Consider the following 16,620-nt stretch of genomic DNA (forward strand, 5'->3'; position numbering starts at 1 on the left):
GGATAACTTGTATTCTAAGGGCTGTGCGAGCTGGATGGAATATGTGTTAGGAAATATTAGTAATTCAGGTTAAGGACAAGCGTGCGAGACAAGAACGGGAAGGATTGCCTCGCACGACAGGCTTAGGTCGTCTTTTAGATAAACTTGAGTATATCTTCTGCCTTTTCCGCTATATGATCGGGTGCGTATTTCTCTAATTCCGTACGAGGGCGAAAGCCCCATGTTACCCCACAGGAGGTCACTTTGCTGTTGATGGCGGTTTGCATGTCTACGTCCGAGTCACCGACATAAAGAGCGTACTCTTTGGATATGCTCGCTCGTTCTACGATCTCATTGACGATACTGGGATCTGGCTTCGCCTTTACTCCTTCACGCTGTCCGAGAACCTCCGTAAATTGTATGGAAGGGAAGAAATGGGCGATGAGCTTACGGGTAGCGGCTTGATATTTATTAGAAGCGACCGCCAGTTTTATCCCTCTTTCCTGCAACAAGGCTAATAACTCAGGGATACCGGGGTAGGGAACGCTGCGATCTGTGTTATGCAGATCGTAATGCTTCAAGAACTCTTCCCTTACCTTTAGTATATTCTCTTCCGTCTTTTCACCTTCGGGTAACGCACGTTCGAATAATTTGTTGATGCCGTTTCCTACGAAGAAGTTATACTCCTTTACGTCATGTGTCGGAAAGCCGTTTTGCCGCAACGCATGGTTCGTGCTATGGGCTAAATCCGCGATCGTATTTAATAATGTTCCGTCAAGATCGAATATTACTAACTTTTTCATTTTAGTTTTCTGGCAAAATTAATGGAATGTAGAGATATACTTTCTCTTTCGACTGATAAAATAGATGAACCGATTTAAAAATAGATAAAAGTATTAGGTCATATATAAGATATTTGTATCTTTAGGACAGGAATAGAAATCCTTTGTAATATATTGTATAACCTAAAATTGGAACATCATGGGAAAGAATCAATTAATTCACGGGAATGAATTTCATTTGCTGAAACAAGCTGAGATTCATAAAGCTACAGGTAAATTAGTCGAGTCACTAAACTTGGCAGCCGGTTCTACGGGAGGTTTTGATATTTATAAAGTTGTAGAGGCTTATTTTACGGATTTAGAGAAAAGAAAGGAGATCAATGATTTGTTGGGTATTTCCGAGCCATGTGAGACACGTGTCACGGAAGAATGCTTTTCTTAAATAAGCCGCAGTAGGAATAACATAGAAAAAGGAGATACCTGAATCAGATATCTCCTTTTATTATATCTCAAAGAAGAATCAATTACTTACCAGAAAGTTTTTCTTTCAAAGCAGCCAATTCCTCGATGTCACCTAATGTAGTCTTTTCAACCGGACCGGTTACCATTCCAGATTCCTCTTCTTTTTTACCACCACGTTTTGAGGATGCCTTCTTTTCAGAAGTTGCCTTAGCGCCTTTTTGCTCATCTTCAAAGATGCGGCTGTGAGAAAGGATGATACGTTTAGCTTCCTTGTTGAACTCGATTACCTTGAATGAAAGTTTCTCATCTACTTGAGCTTGAGAACCATCTTCTTTTACAAGATGCTTCGGAGTAGCGAAACCTTCTACGCCGTAAGGCAAAGAGATAACGGCACCCTTATCCAATACTTCGATGATTGTACCTTCGTGGATAGAACCAACCGTGAAGATTGTCTCGAATACATCCCAAGGATTCTCTTCCAATTGCTTGTGGCCTAAGCTTAAGCGACGGTTTTCCTTATCGATTTCCAATACTTGAACCTCGATCTCTGCTCCGATCTGAGTGAATTCAGACGGATGTTTGATCTTCTTCGTCCAAGACAAGTCAGAGATGTGGATCAAGCCGTCAACACCTTCCTCGATTTCTACGAATACACCGAAGTTTGTGAAGTTACGAACCTTAGCCGCATGACGAGAACCTACCGGGAAGCGCTCCTCGATGTTTTCCCAAGGATCAGCCTTCAATTGCTTGATACCAAGAGACATCTTACGCTCGTCACGATCCAAAGTCAAGATTACGGCCTCGATCTCGTCACCAACCTTCATGAAGTCTTGAGCGGAACGCAAGTGCTGTGTCCAAGACATCTCTGAAACGTGGATCAAACCTTCTACGCCCGGAGCGATCTCGATGAATGCGCCATAGTCAGCCATAACGACAACTTTACCCTTAACCTTGTCACCAACCTTCAAGTTCGTATCCAAAGCATCCCATGGGTGCGGAGTCAATTGCTTCAAGCCAAGAGCGATACGTTTCTTCTCGTCGTCGAAGTCCAAGATAACAACATTGATCTTCTGGTCAAGCTGAACGATTTCTTCCGGATGAGAAACACGTCCCCAAGAAAGGTCTGTGATGTGGATCAAACCGTCTACGCCACCCAAGTCGATGAATACACCGTAAGAAGTGATGTTTTTGACAGTTCCTTCCAATACCTGTCCTTTCTCCAATTTGGAGATGATATCTTTCTTCTGTTGTTCCAACTCAGCCTCGATAAGAGCCTTGTGAGATACAACAACATTCTTGAATTCTTGATTGATCTTAACAATCTTGAATTCCATAGTCTTACCTACAAATACATCGTAGTCGCGGATCGGCTTCACATCGATCTGAGAACCCGGCAAGAACGCTTCGATACCGAATACGTCAACAATCATACCGCCCTTCGTACGACATTTGATGTAACCTTTGATAATTTCGTCTTTTTCAAGAGCCTCGTTAACACGATCCCAAGAACGTGTAGCGCGTGCTTTCTTGTGTGAAAGGATCAATTGTCCTTTTTTGTCTTCTTGGCTCTCGATGTAAACCTCTACCTCGTCACCAATCTTTAAATCCGGGTTATAACGGAACTCGGACATAGGAACAACACCGTCAGATTTGAAACCGATGTTTACAACAACCTCACGTTTGTTCATAGAAGTAACGGTACCCATAACCACTTCTTTGTCTTTTACCGTGTTCAGGGTCTCGTCATACGTTTTTACAAGATCGTCCTTGCTTACTTCGGTGTAAGTCTCGCCTTGCTCGAAAGCGTCCCAGTTGAAATCTTCAACCGGCTGGATGTTTTTTAAATTTTCCATTCTTTAATTGTTAATACTAAGTTTGTTTTAATTAGTAAGTTAGACTTTATGTTGTCATCTCTCAAAAATCGGGGCAAAGGTAATGCTTTTTTTCTGATTGACAAGAGTTTTGAGGGGTAAAAACATTCATTTGGGCCGTGTTGGCTGTAATTACGGAAAACTGTTGATTTTTATTGATATTTATTTTGTAAGTTTGCGAATTGTAAGCGATAAATCAATGAGTAGAGGATTTTTAAGAAAGTCCAGCGTCAATACTTTTATAGGAATAGTGTGGATTTTGTTTGCGGTGGGCACAAGTGCGCAGAATGCCGTGAGTAAATTTCGTGCGGATAGCATACGCCAATCTTTATCACGTATCCAAAAACCTCAGGATAAGATACCCCTTCTTAAAGAATTAATCGGCTTGTACTGGCAATTGCCGGAGGAGGTGCCAGCGTTGAAAGAGATAATCGATATCGCGATGCCTTTGGATTCCATCGGGATCGTATACGATGCGATGGCTGGCTTGAGTCGTTATTATTATAATGTAGAAAATAGGGATAGCCTATTATATTGGGTGGGGCAATTGGATTCGTTGGCCTCAAAAAGGCATGAGAGTCCCAGAGGGTTGTTTTTATCCGGTAGCTTGGTTTGTCAGGATTATCTATGGTCCGGCAATTATGAGCTGGCTATGGACAAGGCCATGCAATATCTGGATTTGGCCCGGGAAAGTAAGAACGATTACGGCCTGCTACGGGCTTATCGCGATCTAGGGATGGTGTACCAGCGGATTAAGAAAGACAGTGACGCGGTAGAGATCTTCGGGAAAGGCCTGCACTTATTGAAAGGGGAGAAGGCGAATCCTGCTTTCCGGATTATGTATTTGTCTAATATGTTGGAATCTACCCTGCTATTAGGACGTTTGTCCGAGTCGGAGGCGCTCTTGAAACAGTATGATCATTTATTGGATTCCTTGGAAAGGAAGTATAATGGGGAGGGAAAGATTTTTCCGGTAAAACGTCATCGTTGCTTGATGAGTTGCTATTATTGCGAGCTGTATACCATGAAAGGGAATTCGGGAAAGGCACAGGCGTATTTGGATCAGGCGACCGCTTATTTGGATAGTTCTTTTGGGGATAGGGTGGAGGCTCAATATCTGCGGACAAAATCATTTTATTATTGGAAGGAGAAAGATTATAGGCATGCGTTGTCCGCTGTCAATCTGGCTTTAAAGATCAATCGTGATCTGGATAAGTTGGAGATGAAGAAAGCGATATTGCAATCGTCCGGTCAATTGCGAGAGGCGATCGCTATCTATGAGGAGATCATTAATAAGACGGAGACGATCAACACGGATGCCTTCGACCGGCAAATCGAGCAACTCCGTGTATTGAATGACTTGAATGACCTGGAAAAGCAAGATCGGGAGTTGAAGCTGAAATCGGAGCAAGAAGCTTTGAAGCAGAAGCAGATTGTCGTATCTATCGGTCTTCTATTGGTCTTGATGGGCCTACTCTATATGTTGTGGCGTATTTATATGCATACTAAGAGGTTGAGAAATGAGTTGCTTCAGGAGAAAGACTCCTTGATCGCTTCGGAGAAGCAACTGCGGGTCGTGACGAAAGAGGCGGAGGCGGCGAACAAGAAGAAAAGCGCCTTTATCGCCAATATCAGCCATGAGGTGCGTACGCCGTTGAACGCCATTGTCGGGTTCTCGGAATTATTGGCGAGTAGCGAGTATAGCGAGGAGGAGAAGATCCGGTTTGCCGGGGAGGTGAACCATAGTTCCGAGTTGCTATTGAATCTGGTGAACGATGTCCTGGATTTATCCCGTTTGGAATCCGGCAAGATCAAGTTCAGCGTGAAGCCAAACGATCTGGTCGCCTGTTGCCAGAGGGCGTTGGATTCGATTCGCCATCGGGTGAAGCCCGGGGTCCGATTGACGTTTACTCCCTCGCTTGAATCTTATACCTTGAATACGGATGCCTTGCGTTTGCAGCAGTTGTTGACAAATTTGTTGTCGAATGCCGCTAAATTCACTTCCGAGGGAGAGATTAATCTCTCATTTGCCGTGGATGAGAGCAAAGGTGAGGTTCGTTTCTTCGTTACGGATACGGGCTGTGGAATCCCTGAGGATAAGTGTAAGAAGATATTCGAGCGTTTTGAGAAATTAGACGACTTTGTTCAAGGTACCGGTTTGGGACTTTCTGTTTGCCAGATCATCTCGGAACAGCTTAAAGGTTCTTTATCCGTAGATGTCTCTTATAAGGGCGGTGCCCGGTTTGTCTTTATACATTCAACGAATTTAATTGAAACCCCTATATGAGACTGATGAATCTATTCAATAACAGGATATCTATACGTATAGGGGTGGTTATTATGATCTCCCTTGTATTTTGCGGCTCGATGAAATCTTCCACGCCTCCTCCCGGCAAGGATCGTTTAACAGAGATCGACAGCTTGGAGAGGGTATTACCGGGCTGCCCGACGATAGCGTCTACTTTACCTATATTGCAGCGGTTGGCTTTGCTTTATCGGCAAGATCCCAAAATGAAAGATTATTATCAACGTCTTTATGAGAACGCGATGGCGGTGGATTCCATATCTATCGCATATAGGGGATTGAAAGGTATGGCCGAGTATTATTACAATCAGTCTAAGCGTGATAGTTTGGTCTATTGTTGTAATATCGTAGATTCTATGGCGAAGGCCCGCCATGAATATCCGTATGTCTTGTTTGAGGTGAAGAGTTATTCCAGTCAAGATCTCCTTTGGCTAGGGAATTATGAGTTGGCAATGAGTGAGGCGATGAATCTGTATCGGTTGGCGAGCAATCTGAATCATAAATACGGCTTGCTTCGCTGTTCGGAGACTTTGGGGCTGATTTACCAACGTATCCGTAGGGATAGCGATGCCGTAGTCTCTTTTCAGGAAGGTTTGGATTTATTGAAGGATATAAAAGATGTTCCCGATATCATGGATACTAAAATCCGGTTAACTTCTTATCAATTGGAAAGTAGTGTCCGAACGAAACAATATACGTTGACGGAACGAATCTTGGAACAATATAAAGCCCTGCTGGATGAGCAATATGAGATTAATCAAGAAAAAGGTGATGTTTTGCTACTAGAGCGGGAGTATTGGCTGCTTTATTCTTTTTACACGAGCTTTTATCTTTCGAAAGGAGATTTGGCAAATGCCAAGAAAGCGTTGGATAAAGCCTCTTCCTATGTCGGCAATAGTTTGGTAGAGGAGGACTATGCAATCAATACTTATCTAGCGGTTAAGGCTCGTTATTATAAGGCGGCTGGAGATATCCCGTTGGCACTGCGTTATATAAATGAAGTGTTGGAGACAGAGCGATTACCCGAAGATATTCAGTTCAAGGCGGATATCTTAAAGGAGCAGGGCCGACTCGAGGAGGTTATGGCTCTATATGATGAACTTTATAGAACGCTGACGAAAAGGCGGGGAACTTCTTTTCTCCGGCAGGTGAATCAATTGCGAACCTTGCATGAGTTGCATGAAAAGGAATTGAAAGAAACGGAACTGAAGGAAGCCGGGTTACGTATCGCCCGGAAACAAGATTTGTTGGTGTTTATCTTATCTATATCGGTCGTGTTATCGATCCTCCTCTATATCTCGTTTTTATACTACCGCCATCTACGATCCTTGAAAAACCAATTACAGCGAGAGAAAGACTTGCTTTTGGAATCCCAAAGACGATTGATGAGGGAGAAAGCCCGTGCGGAAGAGGCCAGCCTGATGAAAAGCGCTTTTCTCGCTAATATGAGCCATGAGATCCGGACCCCGTTAAATGCGATCGTAGGTTTCTCCAGTTTGCTGGTGGAACCTTCTACCGATGCGAAAGAGCGGGAGGAATATTCGTCTATCATCCGGAATAATACGGATTTGATGTTGAATCTGGTAAACGACGTATTGGATTTATCCCGGATGGAGACTGGAGACCTTCATTTCAATATCAAGGATTATCCGCTTTTGGAGTGTTGCCAAATGGCATTGGAGAGTGTACGCTACCGGATGCCGGATGGGGTTAAATTGACTTTTTCTCCCGCTGGGGAACCAATCGTGGTACATGTAGATAATCTGCGCCTGCAACAACTGTTGACAAACCTGTTGACAAACGCCGCTAAATTTACGGAGAAAGGTGAGATTAACCTATCGTTCCAACTTGCGCCGGATCGGGAAAAGGTATACATAGCCGTTACGGATACGGGTGCCGGTATTCCCCTTGAAAAACAAGCTGCGGTATTCAATCGCTTTGAGAAGCTGGATGATTACAAACCCGGTGCGGGTTTAGGACTTTCTATCTGTCTTTTGATCGCCGAGCGGCTGAATGGTTCCTTGTCCATAGATTCCTCGTATACGGACGGAGCTCGCTTCGTGCTTATCCTTTCTTGTGAAATAGATTCCTCAATTTATAATCCGCCAATAGAAGTATGAGCGTGATGGCCCCTATGTATAAATAGAAAGCCAAGGCCGATGTGCTTATTGTGGGGACGGCTATCTTGGGTATCTCCATATATACGAAAGATACGATCGCAAGGGAAATCATGATAAGCGAGGCCACGATCGCCGCTAACAGGCTGAACCGTTCGTCACGTTTCTTCGCCTTTGCGGACTCAAGCATGATTTGTCGCATTACGTTCGAACGGAACGAGGCGGGAAGCTCCTCCTCCGGTATGCGTTTGAATAAATCCCCCAATAAATCGGGTTGTTCCTTATTTGTGTTTATCTTACTCATGATCCATTTCATTTAATAATACAAACAATTTTTTTCGGATGCGATGTAGCTTGACTTTAATATTCGAGGCGGTCAAGCCGGTGATAGAGACCAGTTCTTCTATTGTTTTTTCTTTCCAATAAAAGAGCAAGATCAAGGCCCGTTCGTCCGGTAGAAGTTGTTCAAGGGCGACTTCCAATCTTTGAACCTGTTCCGTGGATTCGGTTTGTCCGAACAGGTTCGTAACCTCCTCCTCCGATACGTTTTCAAGTGTAGTCTCCTCAATCGGTAGAAACTCATATCTCTTCTTCCTGACCGACGAGATCGCCGTGTTGTAAGCGATCCGGTAAATCCATGTGGAGAAACTACAATCCCCTTTGAATGAGGCGAGGTTTTTGAATACCTTCATAAACGTATCTTGCGCCAACTCCTCAGCCTCCTCTTGGCTTCGTACCACTTTGAGGATCAACGAGTGAATCGGACGGCTATACTTGTCCAAAAGGCAAGCGAAACATGCCACGTCCCCCGCTTGTATCCTTTGTATGTAATATGTATCGGTATACAATTCCATTGTACTTAATGGACGCAAGCCGGGTAAATAGGTTACAACTTGCGGTAACAAAAATAAAAAATATTTTTCAGCCCGGAGGTGTAACCTATGGGAAACTGTTGCGTCAAATTAGCAAACAATATGAATGAATCAATTAAAATTATACAGTTATGATGGATTTTATTTCTGTTCCGCTAGTTGTCGGAATCGTTTGTGCAGGTATTTACGGATTATTTGAGTTGTTTGTTCGCAAGAGGGAACGTTTGGCGATTATCGAGAAGATCGGTGATAAACTGGATGCCTCTGCTTTCGATGGTAAATTGGGACTGCCTAACTACATGCGAAACTTCTCGTTCAGTAGCTTAAAGGCCGGGTGCCTTTTGGCGGGAATCGGATTAGGTTTGTTGGTAGGCTTTATTATTAATATGTGTATGGCGACAAATTCTTATTATGATGATGGTTGGTACAGGCATGAGGTAGCGGGTACGGCTTATGGGGCTTCGGTTCTTTTGTTCGGGGGAATCGGCTTGATAATAGCGTTCGTCATTGAGCTGAAACTAGGTAAGAACAATAAGTCATAGGCTTGCCGGTATAGACGTAGCGTGCTGCATGCAGCACGCTACGTCTATACTACAGGTAGATCTCCCCGAAGAATTCAGGACAATGGAAATTAGGCTCGGGAAGGTCGATCGGACTCCAACTTACGAAATGCGGATTCATTGTCTCATCGGCGCATTTATAGAAGTTCCCTAGTATTTTCTCCGGCAGATTACTAGGATCTAACCCCATCAACTTGAGTGGTATGACTACGATCAAGTTCCATGTATGAATACCTTTAATCTCCTCGAATGCCCTTCTTCTCACGGATGGGAGTCTTATGATGCTTTTATACTCTTCTTGCGAAAGCGACGTCTTGATATCCCGTGAGGTACGGCGGGCGGCATCGCAAGTCCCGATACAATTAAACTCGAAATTCATATAATGCGAGTCACCTTCCTTTTTCATGAAGAACTCCACGCAACTATCCTTATGGACCGAGGAATTGTCCATCTCATAAGACGCCTTTAGCGAATTACCCTGCACGCTATATCGTATATATAGATTTTTCTCTGTCCGAGCTATATTAAAAGCGGTGATCGGCTTATATGGATACTCATGCCAATTGGCATGGGTGAGGAACTCACGTTGGGATTGCACCTCAAGAATCGGTTCTATGGATGTTATATCGAGTACATCCAGAACGGGGATAACAGGAACTTTCAGTCTTTTCATTTTAACTATAGATTTGAAGTAAAGGCCATTGTAAGTAGGAGGTCAATAAAACCGATAGGGCACCGATAATAGACAATACGATAATGACAGAGCCCACGATCCGGTTCAGTAACCAAATGCCTCTAACGTTGAACCATTTTCTCAGTTTTCCAATAATATATGTTATGCCGAACCACCAAAGAACGGCCCCTAACCCTATGCAAACAATGCCCAATACCAGCAGCCAAAACGAATGTTCAGGCAGCACGAAACCAAACCGGGCGAATAATCCGATATAGAGCAAGACGATTAACACGTTGCTAAAGGTAAGTAGAAAAGCTGTAATAAAGTCTTGGGTGAACGATAATTTTTTTTCTCGGTGTTTCTTTAGGTTCCTAGTCGGGTTGCTTTGGAAGATATAATACCCGAAAATGCCGAGAACGATACTTCCGATCAATTGCAGGGGCGCTTGGTTCGCCTCCACGAAGTTGACCACAACTCCCATGCCCAGACAAGTCAGTGCCGCATAAATCACGTCGGATAGAGCGGCCCCTAATCCGGTGACGAACCCGTGCCAACGTCCTTTATTTAGTGTTCTTTGTATACAGAGCATACCGATGGGGCCCATGGGGGCCGAAACCAATACACCTATAATGATTCCTTTACTAACGATTCCTAGCATTAAGTTGAGTCTCTTCTAGTTTCTTGGGCAAAGATACATCCATTCCGCGATAAAAAAAAGGTAAAAAACGTAAGATACTGTAGGGACGAGGCTCGCTCGTCCCTTATTTCGGGAAATTGGGACTGTACAATAGGGTCGTATCGAGAGTCATCAATTTACCGTCTTTCACGAATGAGTCTCCTCGCTCGGACAGATGCTCTACCATCATCTTGCGTAATTCGGACAACTTATTCTGATAGGCTGCGTCCTCACTAAGGTTATGTGTCTCTCCCGGGTCTTCCCGTAAATCGAACAACTGCTCGCTTCCGTTGTGGAAATTCCAGATATACTTAATCTTCCCATCGGTAAGGGCTGCCCAGTAATTATCGTCGCTATAGCAAGTGGCATGCTCCATGTCTATATAGGGGCGCCATTGTTCCTGCTGGCCTTGGATCAGCTTGAGTAAAGACCGCCCGTCCATATCGGGAGGAACCGACCCGCCGGCGATATCGATAAAGGTAGGCAAGAAGTCTCTCAGTTCTACAGGTTGTTCTATGCTGCTTCCGTCCGGTATGGATTTGGATATACCGGCGGGCCATTTTACGATATAAGGAATATGGGCCGAACCCTCGTACGGATAGGTTTTCCGCCAATGATAATGATCGCCCAACATATCGCCATGATCCGCCGTGAAACAAATCAGGGCATTGTCGTACATACCTTTGTCTTTTAGGGTCTGGATGATTTGCCCTACTTGATCGTCGATAAAGGTGATATTGGCGTAATAATGGCGACGGGAGTTTATGGCATACGCATCCCCGAAATTACCGAATGGGGCATCCGATGCTCCTTGGAGAGGATCTTTCGGCTCGGCGTATTGTCCGCACCAATCTCCTATATGGGGTTTCGGGATATCCGCGTCCTTATACATATCCAGATAACGTTGAGGCGGATCATAAGGACTATGCGGGCGGGCGAATGATACCTTGAGGAATAAGGGCTTGTCGTTGTCGTAGTTCCGGATCAACTCGCAAGCGGTCTGTCCGGTCCAAGCCGTAGGATGAAGCCGTTCGTCTAACTTATAGACACCGGCGGCATGGTCGTTCCAGCCGATACCCGTAAGATCCGGGTCTTTGCCGGGTGCCTGCAATTGAAACCATTCCCGGTAATCGCTGATGAAATCGGGACTTTCCACCCGGCCACTCTCGTCGATCAAGGTCGCGTGGAATCCGTGAAGCGCTTTCTGCGGAAACCAATGCATCTTACCGATCCCGAAGGTATAATACCCCAGATTCCGCATCATCTGAGGCATCTCGTAACGATACTTCAAGGCCATGCGTCCGTATCCCAGCATACCATGATGCCAAGGAGACATCCCGGTCAATAAACCGGCCCGTCCCGGAGTACTACTTGGAGCGGAGGAATATCCGCTCACGAACAACGAGCCTTCTTGCGCCAGCCGGTCGATATTCGGTGAGATCACCGCCTTGTTTCCCATGCAGCCGAGGGCGTCGCCCCGTTGTTGATCGGTCATGATCAAGATGATATGCGGCTTACCGCTCTTTACGGGCATGGCGGGAGAGACGGCGGTCTCTGCCTCTTTCCCGCTTTTGCTATGCGTCATCCCCGGAAGTGTCGCACCCAGACCGATTCCGAGGGATGATTTAATGAAGTTTCTTCTTTCCATTATTTAGCCTTGATTGTGTGATCCCGAACTCCTTTTAAGATTCCCTGCAATTGGAAAACGATCTCCGGATGTTGCAAGGCCTTGTTTCCTTCCTCGTAGACCTTCGTCATGTCGTATAACTGAGGCTCGGGGGAATATCCGGTCTCAATCTTCTCATATTCCATGATAGCGGAACCTACACTCGGCTCGATATATTTCCAATCTTTCGTACGGACGGAAAGTGCCTTATTAAGCGCTTGCTCGATTACCCACGGGCGGTCTTCCTTGCTTTTCCCGATCCAAGTATCCAGATAATCATAGCTATCCGGCGCGCTTCCTTCCGGAAGACGGGAATTCGTCAGTGAGGCAAGGGAGGCGAACCAGTCGATCTGGCTCACTAGCGCATCTGATACGGCGGCTTGCTTGATCTCCTTTGGCCAATGTACGATAGCCGGGATACGGGTTCCCCCTTCGAAGGCACTGTATTTATTACCTCTAAGCGGTCCGGCGGGTTTATGATCGCCTAGTAGCTCCACGGCCCGGTCCGCGTAACCATCATCTACGACAGGTCCGTTATCGCTTGACAAGATGATCAAGGTGTTTTCCGTCAATCCCATCTCATCCAATGTTTTCATCAATTGGCCTACGCTCCAGTCGAATTGCTCGATAGCGTCGCCCCTCACGCCCATCGGGTTCTTTCCCCGGAAACGGTCGTGCGGGAAGCGGGGTACATGCACGTCGTTCGTGGCGAAATACATGAAGAAAGGCTTCTCTTTATTCTCCTTGATAAAATCGATGGCGTGTGTCACGATAGAATCGGCGATATTCTCGTCTTTCCAAAGCGCCTTGCCGCCACCTTTCATGTAACCGATACGGCTGATTCCGTTTACGATGGATTGGTCGTGCCCGAAACTAGGCTTCTGGTTGTATAATAATTCCGGATTATCTTTTCCGGTCGGCTCTCCGGGAAAGTTCTGCTGGTAACTGACATAGATCGGGGCATCCGGATCGTAGTTCGCCACCTGCCCGTTCTCGATGAATACGCAGGGGACGCGGTCTGCCGTCGCCGCCATGATATAGGAATAATCAAATCCCAGATCGCCAAGGGCGGTGGGGAGTGGGGCGTTCCAGTCTTGCTCTCCCGCTTTGTCTCCTAGGCCAAGGTGCCATTTGCCGATAGCGGCCGTGGCGTATCCTGCGTTCTTGAACATATCGGCTATCGTATAACGCTCCGGTCGTATGATCATTCCGGCGTTTCCCGCGGCGATGTCCGTTCCCGGGCGGCGCCATGCGTACTCTCCGGTTAGCATGGAATATCGGGAGGGCGTACTGGTAGAGGCGGTCGCGTGAGCGTTGGTGAAGCGGATACCGTTCTTGGCGAGCCGGTTGATATTCGGGGTTTTCACTTGCGTGCCGTCGTAGCATTCCAAGTCTCCATATCCCAAGTCATCCGCATAGATGAACAATACGTTTGGCGTTCTAGGTGTAATGTCTTGTCTCTGTTGGGCTTTTGCGATACCGGCTGTAAGAAGCGAGGCACCGATCCCTACGATAAGTGTTGATTTCATGTTGTTTATTATTTAGATGTTCTATAAAGAGTTTGTATTATGACTCTATTTCGTTATCAAAATCAAGAAGGTTATCTGTCTGGTATTTATCAAAATCGGATTGGAATAGACGGTCTTGAATGATACGGTATTTCTCAAATCTTTTCTTATCAACGACATAGCCGCGAATGGCAAACTTGTAATATTTAGTTGCGTAGCTTTTGCCATCGGAAGCAGTTCGTCGGAATTTCCGACAGACTGAGTCTTCTTGTAATTCTTGGCTTTGAAATATATTTTGTAGATGTTCCGTGATAGTGGAACGGCTTTTATCGAACAATACGGCAATAGCATCCTGCGTCAGCCAAAGGCTTTCGTCTTGATATAAGACTTCTATACCTTCTTCTTTATTTTCTATTTGGAAAATCAAGAATTCAGCCGTGCTGTTGTGTATCTGCAATTTCTTATTCATGGCATGTTCTATGGACATTAATTATATACAAAAATAACCAAATTATTTCAGAATCAGGGTAACTACACCAAAATATCAATGAGATGGAGCTTAGGAAGAAATGCTTTTTGGCTCTGGTTAAAAGGGGGGCTTATCGTATATTTTCATGTACGCTCTTGCTCCTTATCGAATGATGCTGTAAAAAGTCGTACGCGTTTCCCGAAAAACATGTACGACTTTTTACAGAAACACGTACGTGTTTTTCAAAAATCACAATCGTGTTTTTAAGGTGTTGATATTAAACAATTTATATATTTGTGCCATTTGTATACCTTATTGTATATTATTATTACCAAGACGGAACACGCACTGCCTATACAAGAGTGGGTAATATTGATATTGAAGGGTATGCACATGACATGGGATTCACTTCCTACCCAAGTGGATGCCAGCAAACATTCTTGTAAATGAAGAAAAGTTCGGAGAGTGAGTTCGGAGACACTGCGGATAAGCCTAAAAATATAGGTAGAACAGCACAGAAGATCATCGACCTTGTCATTTCCGACCTTTCTATGTCAGCCGAAGCTATGGCTTATAAAATTAGGTATAAGTTCCCGTGCTGTAGAAAAACAAATCGCAAAATTGCGTTCTATGGGTATATTGTCTCGTGAAGGCGCAGACTTTGGTGGTTATTGGCGTATTATTTTAAGTTACCATTTTGAGGGGATGAGACGCAGCACGCTGCGTCTCTACAACTGGAGACAAAATTGGGCGAAAAAAGTAAGTTAGCTTGCTTTGGAAGTGAGGTATTGGAGTTTGAAAATCAAATAAAATATTATACATTTGCATGACTGGATAAGTCAAAGCGAATAATTGGTATCAAACAATGATAAACTAAAAAACATATGGATTATCTTAGGTTGAAATATTATTAATACGTATATTTGCGACAAGAAAAGGCTTTTTAATTAAGAGCCTCGTGTTGCGTGTGATATTTGTGCTGTAGGACGAAAATCGGCTAATTTTCTTAAATCTCCCTATGCACGAAGAAGGCCCCGCAACCCTTTACTGGATATACGTGTTATCTATGCTAATATAGTATGGATATATTTTGTATACAGATAAAGGGGGCGTGTGGCTGACTTTATTGGGAGTTGGGTCTTAGCCGAACCTTCGTCTACATAAATGTTCAGTCCTCGCCCTTCCTTTATTTTATAAGAAAGGACCACTACTTAACAAAAGCCATATAGCGCTCGTCTTTACGAAGGACATCTTTTCTAAAACATGTCCGGATCTTGTAAATCTAATAATTAATCATGTAAAGTGAATGGCTTATGGACGCTTGTAATATTGATGAGATCCAGAATCTCTTTATTTACTACTCCGCTTGTTTCAGCAAGTATTTTCCAGAGTTAGGGTTTTATTGTAATGAGAGGGAATTCCAGATACATGGTATCGTGCGGAGATATAGTGACATTACGGGAGTGTCCCATGATGGCTCTTATTTCTTAATTGAGATGCGAAAAGAATACCTGATCTACTTACCGTTATTGGTCGGTTCCAAATTCCGCATTTTAACTAAACAAAAACAACTTTATTCGTAATACAATCTTATGCTTATGCCAGAACTCATATCCATAGAAGAAGCCGCCCGTATTACCGGTTTCCCGTACGAGGAGATTGAAGATTGGGTAAAATCCCGAAAGATAACCTCTTTCCATACGAGAACCGGTACACGTATGGTAGATCCTGAGAACCTACGTGATTTCATTGCCCATATCGAACATCTAGGGATTCAAAAACTATACTTGCAACTGGTCATTCAAGACAAGGAGGAGGAAGCCGACGAGATTATCGCCCAGTACGACGATTACCTTTTCTGCCTACGATCCTTAAAGAACATCTCTCCCCTACTTAAACAAATCATCGCCGAACTATCCACATTTATAGATGATAAGCAAGATCGGTATATATTCACGGAAATAACCTCTGGGGCAAAAATACTGGACGTAGCCAAACGCTGCGATATATCTTACGATAGGATGTGCTACCGATATAAGAACATAGTACTCCGCTTGCAGGAAAACACCGGATTCTTAGCCGAATATAAGAAAACGATCAGCTGTCAAGACCTAGAGATAGAGCGCCTGCGACTTGAGAAGCGAAACATGGAATATGAGCTGAGAACGCTCTATAAAGCAGTCCTCAAAAGTGGCTTGAGTCTCGATGCTCCGAAATCATCGTTCGATATCCCCACGGATGCGGCCAAACGGATCTCCCTACCGGTCACAAGCCTAACCCTGTCTCCCTACATCCGTAAATGCCTCCAAAAATTGGAACTGGAGACTATGGAGGACCTATTGCGCTACGCTAGGAAGAAAGGGCTCGATTCTTTGTTGAAGATTTCGGGATTCGGCCCTCTCGGTTTAGACCAGTTAAAATTTCAGCTGGAAAAGCATAAGATCATGAATAAGGCCGGAGACTCGGATCTCTATCAATACATCATCAATGAACCGGATAGCTGAACACAAAAAGAGCCTCTCTTCACAGGGAGGCCCTTTTTATGTGATGCCGGAAATAACCAATAAAAACTTCCCGACACTACGGTGTTAATCATCTTATATGCTTACATAAAATTAGCAGAAGGCTTTGGTTTGCGATATACTAATAGTGTTACATTCTTTTTGACATTGCAAAG

At 44.5% G+C, this 16,620-nt stretch carries 15 protein-coding genes and 1 pseudogene; 7 read left to right on the forward strand and 9 right to left on the reverse strand.

Features of this window, described 5'->3' with window-relative positions; all coding sequences use genetic code 11:
• Window positions 1-134 precede the first annotated feature (134 nt).
• Window positions 135-782, reverse strand: coding sequence for an HAD family hydrolase (locus DWX84_RS18950; protein ID WP_036615292.1), 648 nt, complete (start codon window positions 780-782; stop codon window positions 135-137).
• 178 nt (window positions 783-960) lie between these two features.
• Between DWX84_RS18950 and DWX84_RS18955 the strand changes: the two genes are divergently transcribed.
• Entirely contained in the window at window positions 961-1,203 is a 243-nt protein-coding gene (locus DWX84_RS18955; protein WP_005861135.1) for a hypothetical protein, read from the forward strand.
• A gap of 82 nt (window positions 1,204-1,285) precedes the next feature.
• On the opposite strand, the gene rpsA is transcribed toward DWX84_RS18955, so the two are convergent.
• On the reverse strand, window positions 1,286-3,076 hold the full coding sequence (gene rpsA, locus DWX84_RS18960) for a 30S ribosomal protein S1 (RefSeq protein ID WP_005861137.1): 1,791 nt from the start codon (window positions 3,074-3,076) through the stop codon (window positions 1,286-1,288).
• A 217-nt stretch (window positions 3,077-3,293) separates the two neighbouring features.
• Between rpsA and DWX84_RS21980 the strand changes: the two genes are divergently transcribed.
• Together DWX84_RS21980 and DWX84_RS18975 are read left to right on the forward strand one after the other, a co-directional pair.
• Window positions 3,294-5,381, forward strand: a complete 2,088-nt coding sequence (locus DWX84_RS21980) for a HAMP domain-containing sensor histidine kinase (RefSeq protein ID WP_229103483.1) — start codon at window positions 3,294-3,296, stop codon at window positions 5,379-5,381.
• On the forward strand, window positions 5,378-7,519 hold the full coding sequence (locus DWX84_RS18975) for a sensor histidine kinase KdpD (protein WP_048927925.1): 2,142 nt from the start codon (window positions 5,378-5,380) through the stop codon (window positions 7,517-7,519). The genes DWX84_RS21980 and DWX84_RS18975 overlap by 4 nt, the downstream gene beginning before the upstream one ends.
• Here the strand turns inward: DWX84_RS18975 and DWX84_RS18980 are convergent.
• Both DWX84_RS18980 and DWX84_RS18985 read right to left on the reverse strand, forming a co-directional pair.
• Window positions 7,464-7,820: a hypothetical protein gene (locus DWX84_RS18980; RefSeq protein WP_005866723.1), complete on the reverse strand. Its 357-nt coding sequence runs from the start codon at window positions 7,818-7,820 to the stop codon at window positions 7,464-7,466. The two genes, DWX84_RS18975 and DWX84_RS18980, sit on opposite strands and share 56 nt — an antisense overlap.
• Entirely contained in the window at window positions 7,813-8,370 is a 558-nt protein-coding gene (locus tag DWX84_RS18985) for an RNA polymerase sigma factor (protein WP_008773907.1), read from the reverse strand. The genes DWX84_RS18980 and DWX84_RS18985 overlap by 8 nt, the downstream gene beginning before the upstream one ends.
• Before the next feature lie 149 nt (window positions 8,371-8,519).
• Between DWX84_RS18985 and DWX84_RS18990 the strand changes: the two genes are divergently transcribed.
• On the forward strand, window positions 8,520-8,930 hold the full coding sequence (locus DWX84_RS18990; protein WP_008773906.1) for a DUF6249 domain-containing protein: 411 nt from the start codon (window positions 8,520-8,522) through the stop codon (window positions 8,928-8,930).
• Window positions 8,931-8,979: 49 nt separating this feature from the next.
• Here DWX84_RS18990 and DWX84_RS18995 read toward each other — a convergent pair whose 3' ends face one another.
• The 5 genes from DWX84_RS18995 to DWX84_RS19015 form a co-directional block, all read right to left on the reverse strand.
• On the reverse strand, window positions 8,980-9,621 hold the full coding sequence (locus DWX84_RS18995; protein WP_005861151.1) for a carbohydrate-binding family 9-like protein: 642 nt from the start codon (window positions 9,619-9,621) through the stop codon (window positions 8,980-8,982).
• Between the two features lies 1 nt (window position 9,622).
• Window positions 9,623-10,282, reverse strand: a complete 660-nt coding sequence (locus tag DWX84_RS19000; RefSeq protein ID WP_005861153.1) for a LysE family translocator — start codon at window positions 10,280-10,282, stop codon at window positions 9,623-9,625.
• A 103-nt stretch (window positions 10,283-10,385) separates the two neighbouring features.
• Window positions 10,386-11,948, reverse strand: a complete 1,563-nt coding sequence (locus DWX84_RS19005; protein ID WP_005861155.1) for an arylsulfatase — start codon at window positions 11,946-11,948, stop codon at window positions 10,386-10,388.
• The gene (locus DWX84_RS19010) at window positions 11,948-13,495 is read right to left on the reverse strand and encodes an arylsulfatase (RefSeq protein ID WP_022192541.1); all 1,548 of its coding nucleotides are present in this window, start codon (window positions 13,493-13,495) and stop codon (window positions 11,948-11,950) included. The genes DWX84_RS19005 and DWX84_RS19010 overlap by 1 nt, the downstream gene beginning before the upstream one ends.
• 37 nt (window positions 13,496-13,532) lie before the next feature.
• The gene (locus tag DWX84_RS19015) at window positions 13,533-13,943 is read right to left on the reverse strand and encodes a phosphoribosylaminoimidazolesuccinocarboxamide synthase (protein WP_009276445.1); all 411 of its coding nucleotides are present in this window, start codon (window positions 13,941-13,943) and stop codon (window positions 13,533-13,535) included.
• A gap of 452 nt (window positions 13,944-14,395) precedes the next feature.
• Between DWX84_RS19015 and DWX84_RS22250 the strand changes: the two are divergent.
• The 3 genes and pseudogenes from DWX84_RS22250 to DWX84_RS19040 form a co-directional block, all read left to right on the forward strand.
• A pseudogene (locus DWX84_RS22250) lies at window positions 14,396-14,633 on the forward strand (HTH domain-containing protein); the annotation flags it as partial.
• 623 nt (window positions 14,634-15,256) lie between these two features.
• Entirely contained in the window at window positions 15,257-15,526 is a 270-nt protein-coding gene (locus DWX84_RS19035) for a hypothetical protein (protein ID WP_005861164.1), read from the forward strand.
• A gap of 15 nt (window positions 15,527-15,541) precedes the next feature.
• On the forward strand, window positions 15,542-16,447 hold the full coding sequence (locus DWX84_RS19040) for a transcriptional regulator (RefSeq protein ID WP_048927927.1): 906 nt from the start codon (window positions 15,542-15,544) through the stop codon (window positions 16,445-16,447).
• Window positions 16,448-16,620: the final 173 nt, after the last annotated feature.

It is taken from the genome of Parabacteroides sp. AF21-43 (assembly GCF_003635435.1).
GTDB classification, from domain to species: Bacteria; Bacteroidota; Bacteroidia; order Bacteroidales; family Tannerellaceae; genus Parabacteroides; species Parabacteroides distasonis.

Coding starts and splice junctions, on each gene's coding strand:
- DWX84_RS18990 (WP_008773906.1), top strand. CDS start 8,520: ATGATGGATTTTATTTCTGTTCCGCTAGTTGTCGGAATCGTTTGTGCA.
- DWX84_RS18950 (WP_036615292.1), bottom strand. CDS start 782: ATGAAAAAGTTAGTAATATTCGATCTTGACGGAACATTATTAAATACG.
- rpsA (WP_005861137.1), bottom strand. CDS start 3,076: ATGGAAAATTTAAAAAACATCCAGCCGGTTGAAGATTTCAACTGGGAC.
- DWX84_RS19040 (WP_048927927.1), top strand. CDS start 15,542: ATGCCAGAACTCATATCCATAGAAGAAGCCGCCCGTATTACCGGTTTC.
- DWX84_RS21980 (WP_229103483.1), top strand. CDS start 3,294: ATGAGTAGAGGATTTTTAAGAAAGTCCAGCGTCAATACTTTTATAGGA.
- DWX84_RS18975 (WP_048927925.1), top strand. CDS start 5,378: ATGAGACTGATGAATCTATTCAATAACAGGATATCTATACGTATAGGG.
- DWX84_RS19005 (WP_005861155.1), bottom strand. CDS start 11,948: ATGGAAAGAAGAAACTTCATTAAATCATCCCTCGGAATCGGTCTGGGT.
- DWX84_RS19015 (WP_009276445.1), bottom strand. CDS start 13,943: ATGAATAAGAAATTGCAGATACACAACAGCACGGCTGAATTCTTGATT.
- DWX84_RS19000 (WP_005861153.1), bottom strand. CDS start 10,282: ATGCTAGGAATCGTTAGTAAAGGAATCATTATAGGTGTATTGGTTTCG.
- DWX84_RS19010 (WP_022192541.1), bottom strand. CDS start 13,495: ATGAAATCAACACTTATCGTAGGGATCGGTGCCTCGCTTCTTACAGCC.
- DWX84_RS18995 (WP_005861151.1), bottom strand. CDS start 9,621: ATGAAAAGACTGAAAGTTCCTGTTATCCCCGTTCTGGATGTACTCGAT.
- DWX84_RS18980 (WP_005866723.1), bottom strand. CDS start 7,820: ATGAGTAAGATAAACACAAATAAGGAACAACCCGATTTATTGGGGGAT.
- DWX84_RS19035 (WP_005861164.1), top strand. CDS start 15,257: ATGGACGCTTGTAATATTGATGAGATCCAGAATCTCTTTATTTACTAC.
- DWX84_RS18955 (WP_005861135.1), top strand. CDS start 961: ATGGGAAAGAATCAATTAATTCACGGGAATGAATTTCATTTGCTGAAA.
- DWX84_RS18985 (WP_008773907.1), bottom strand. CDS start 8,370: ATGGAATTGTATACCGATACATATTACATACAAAGGATACAAGCGGGG.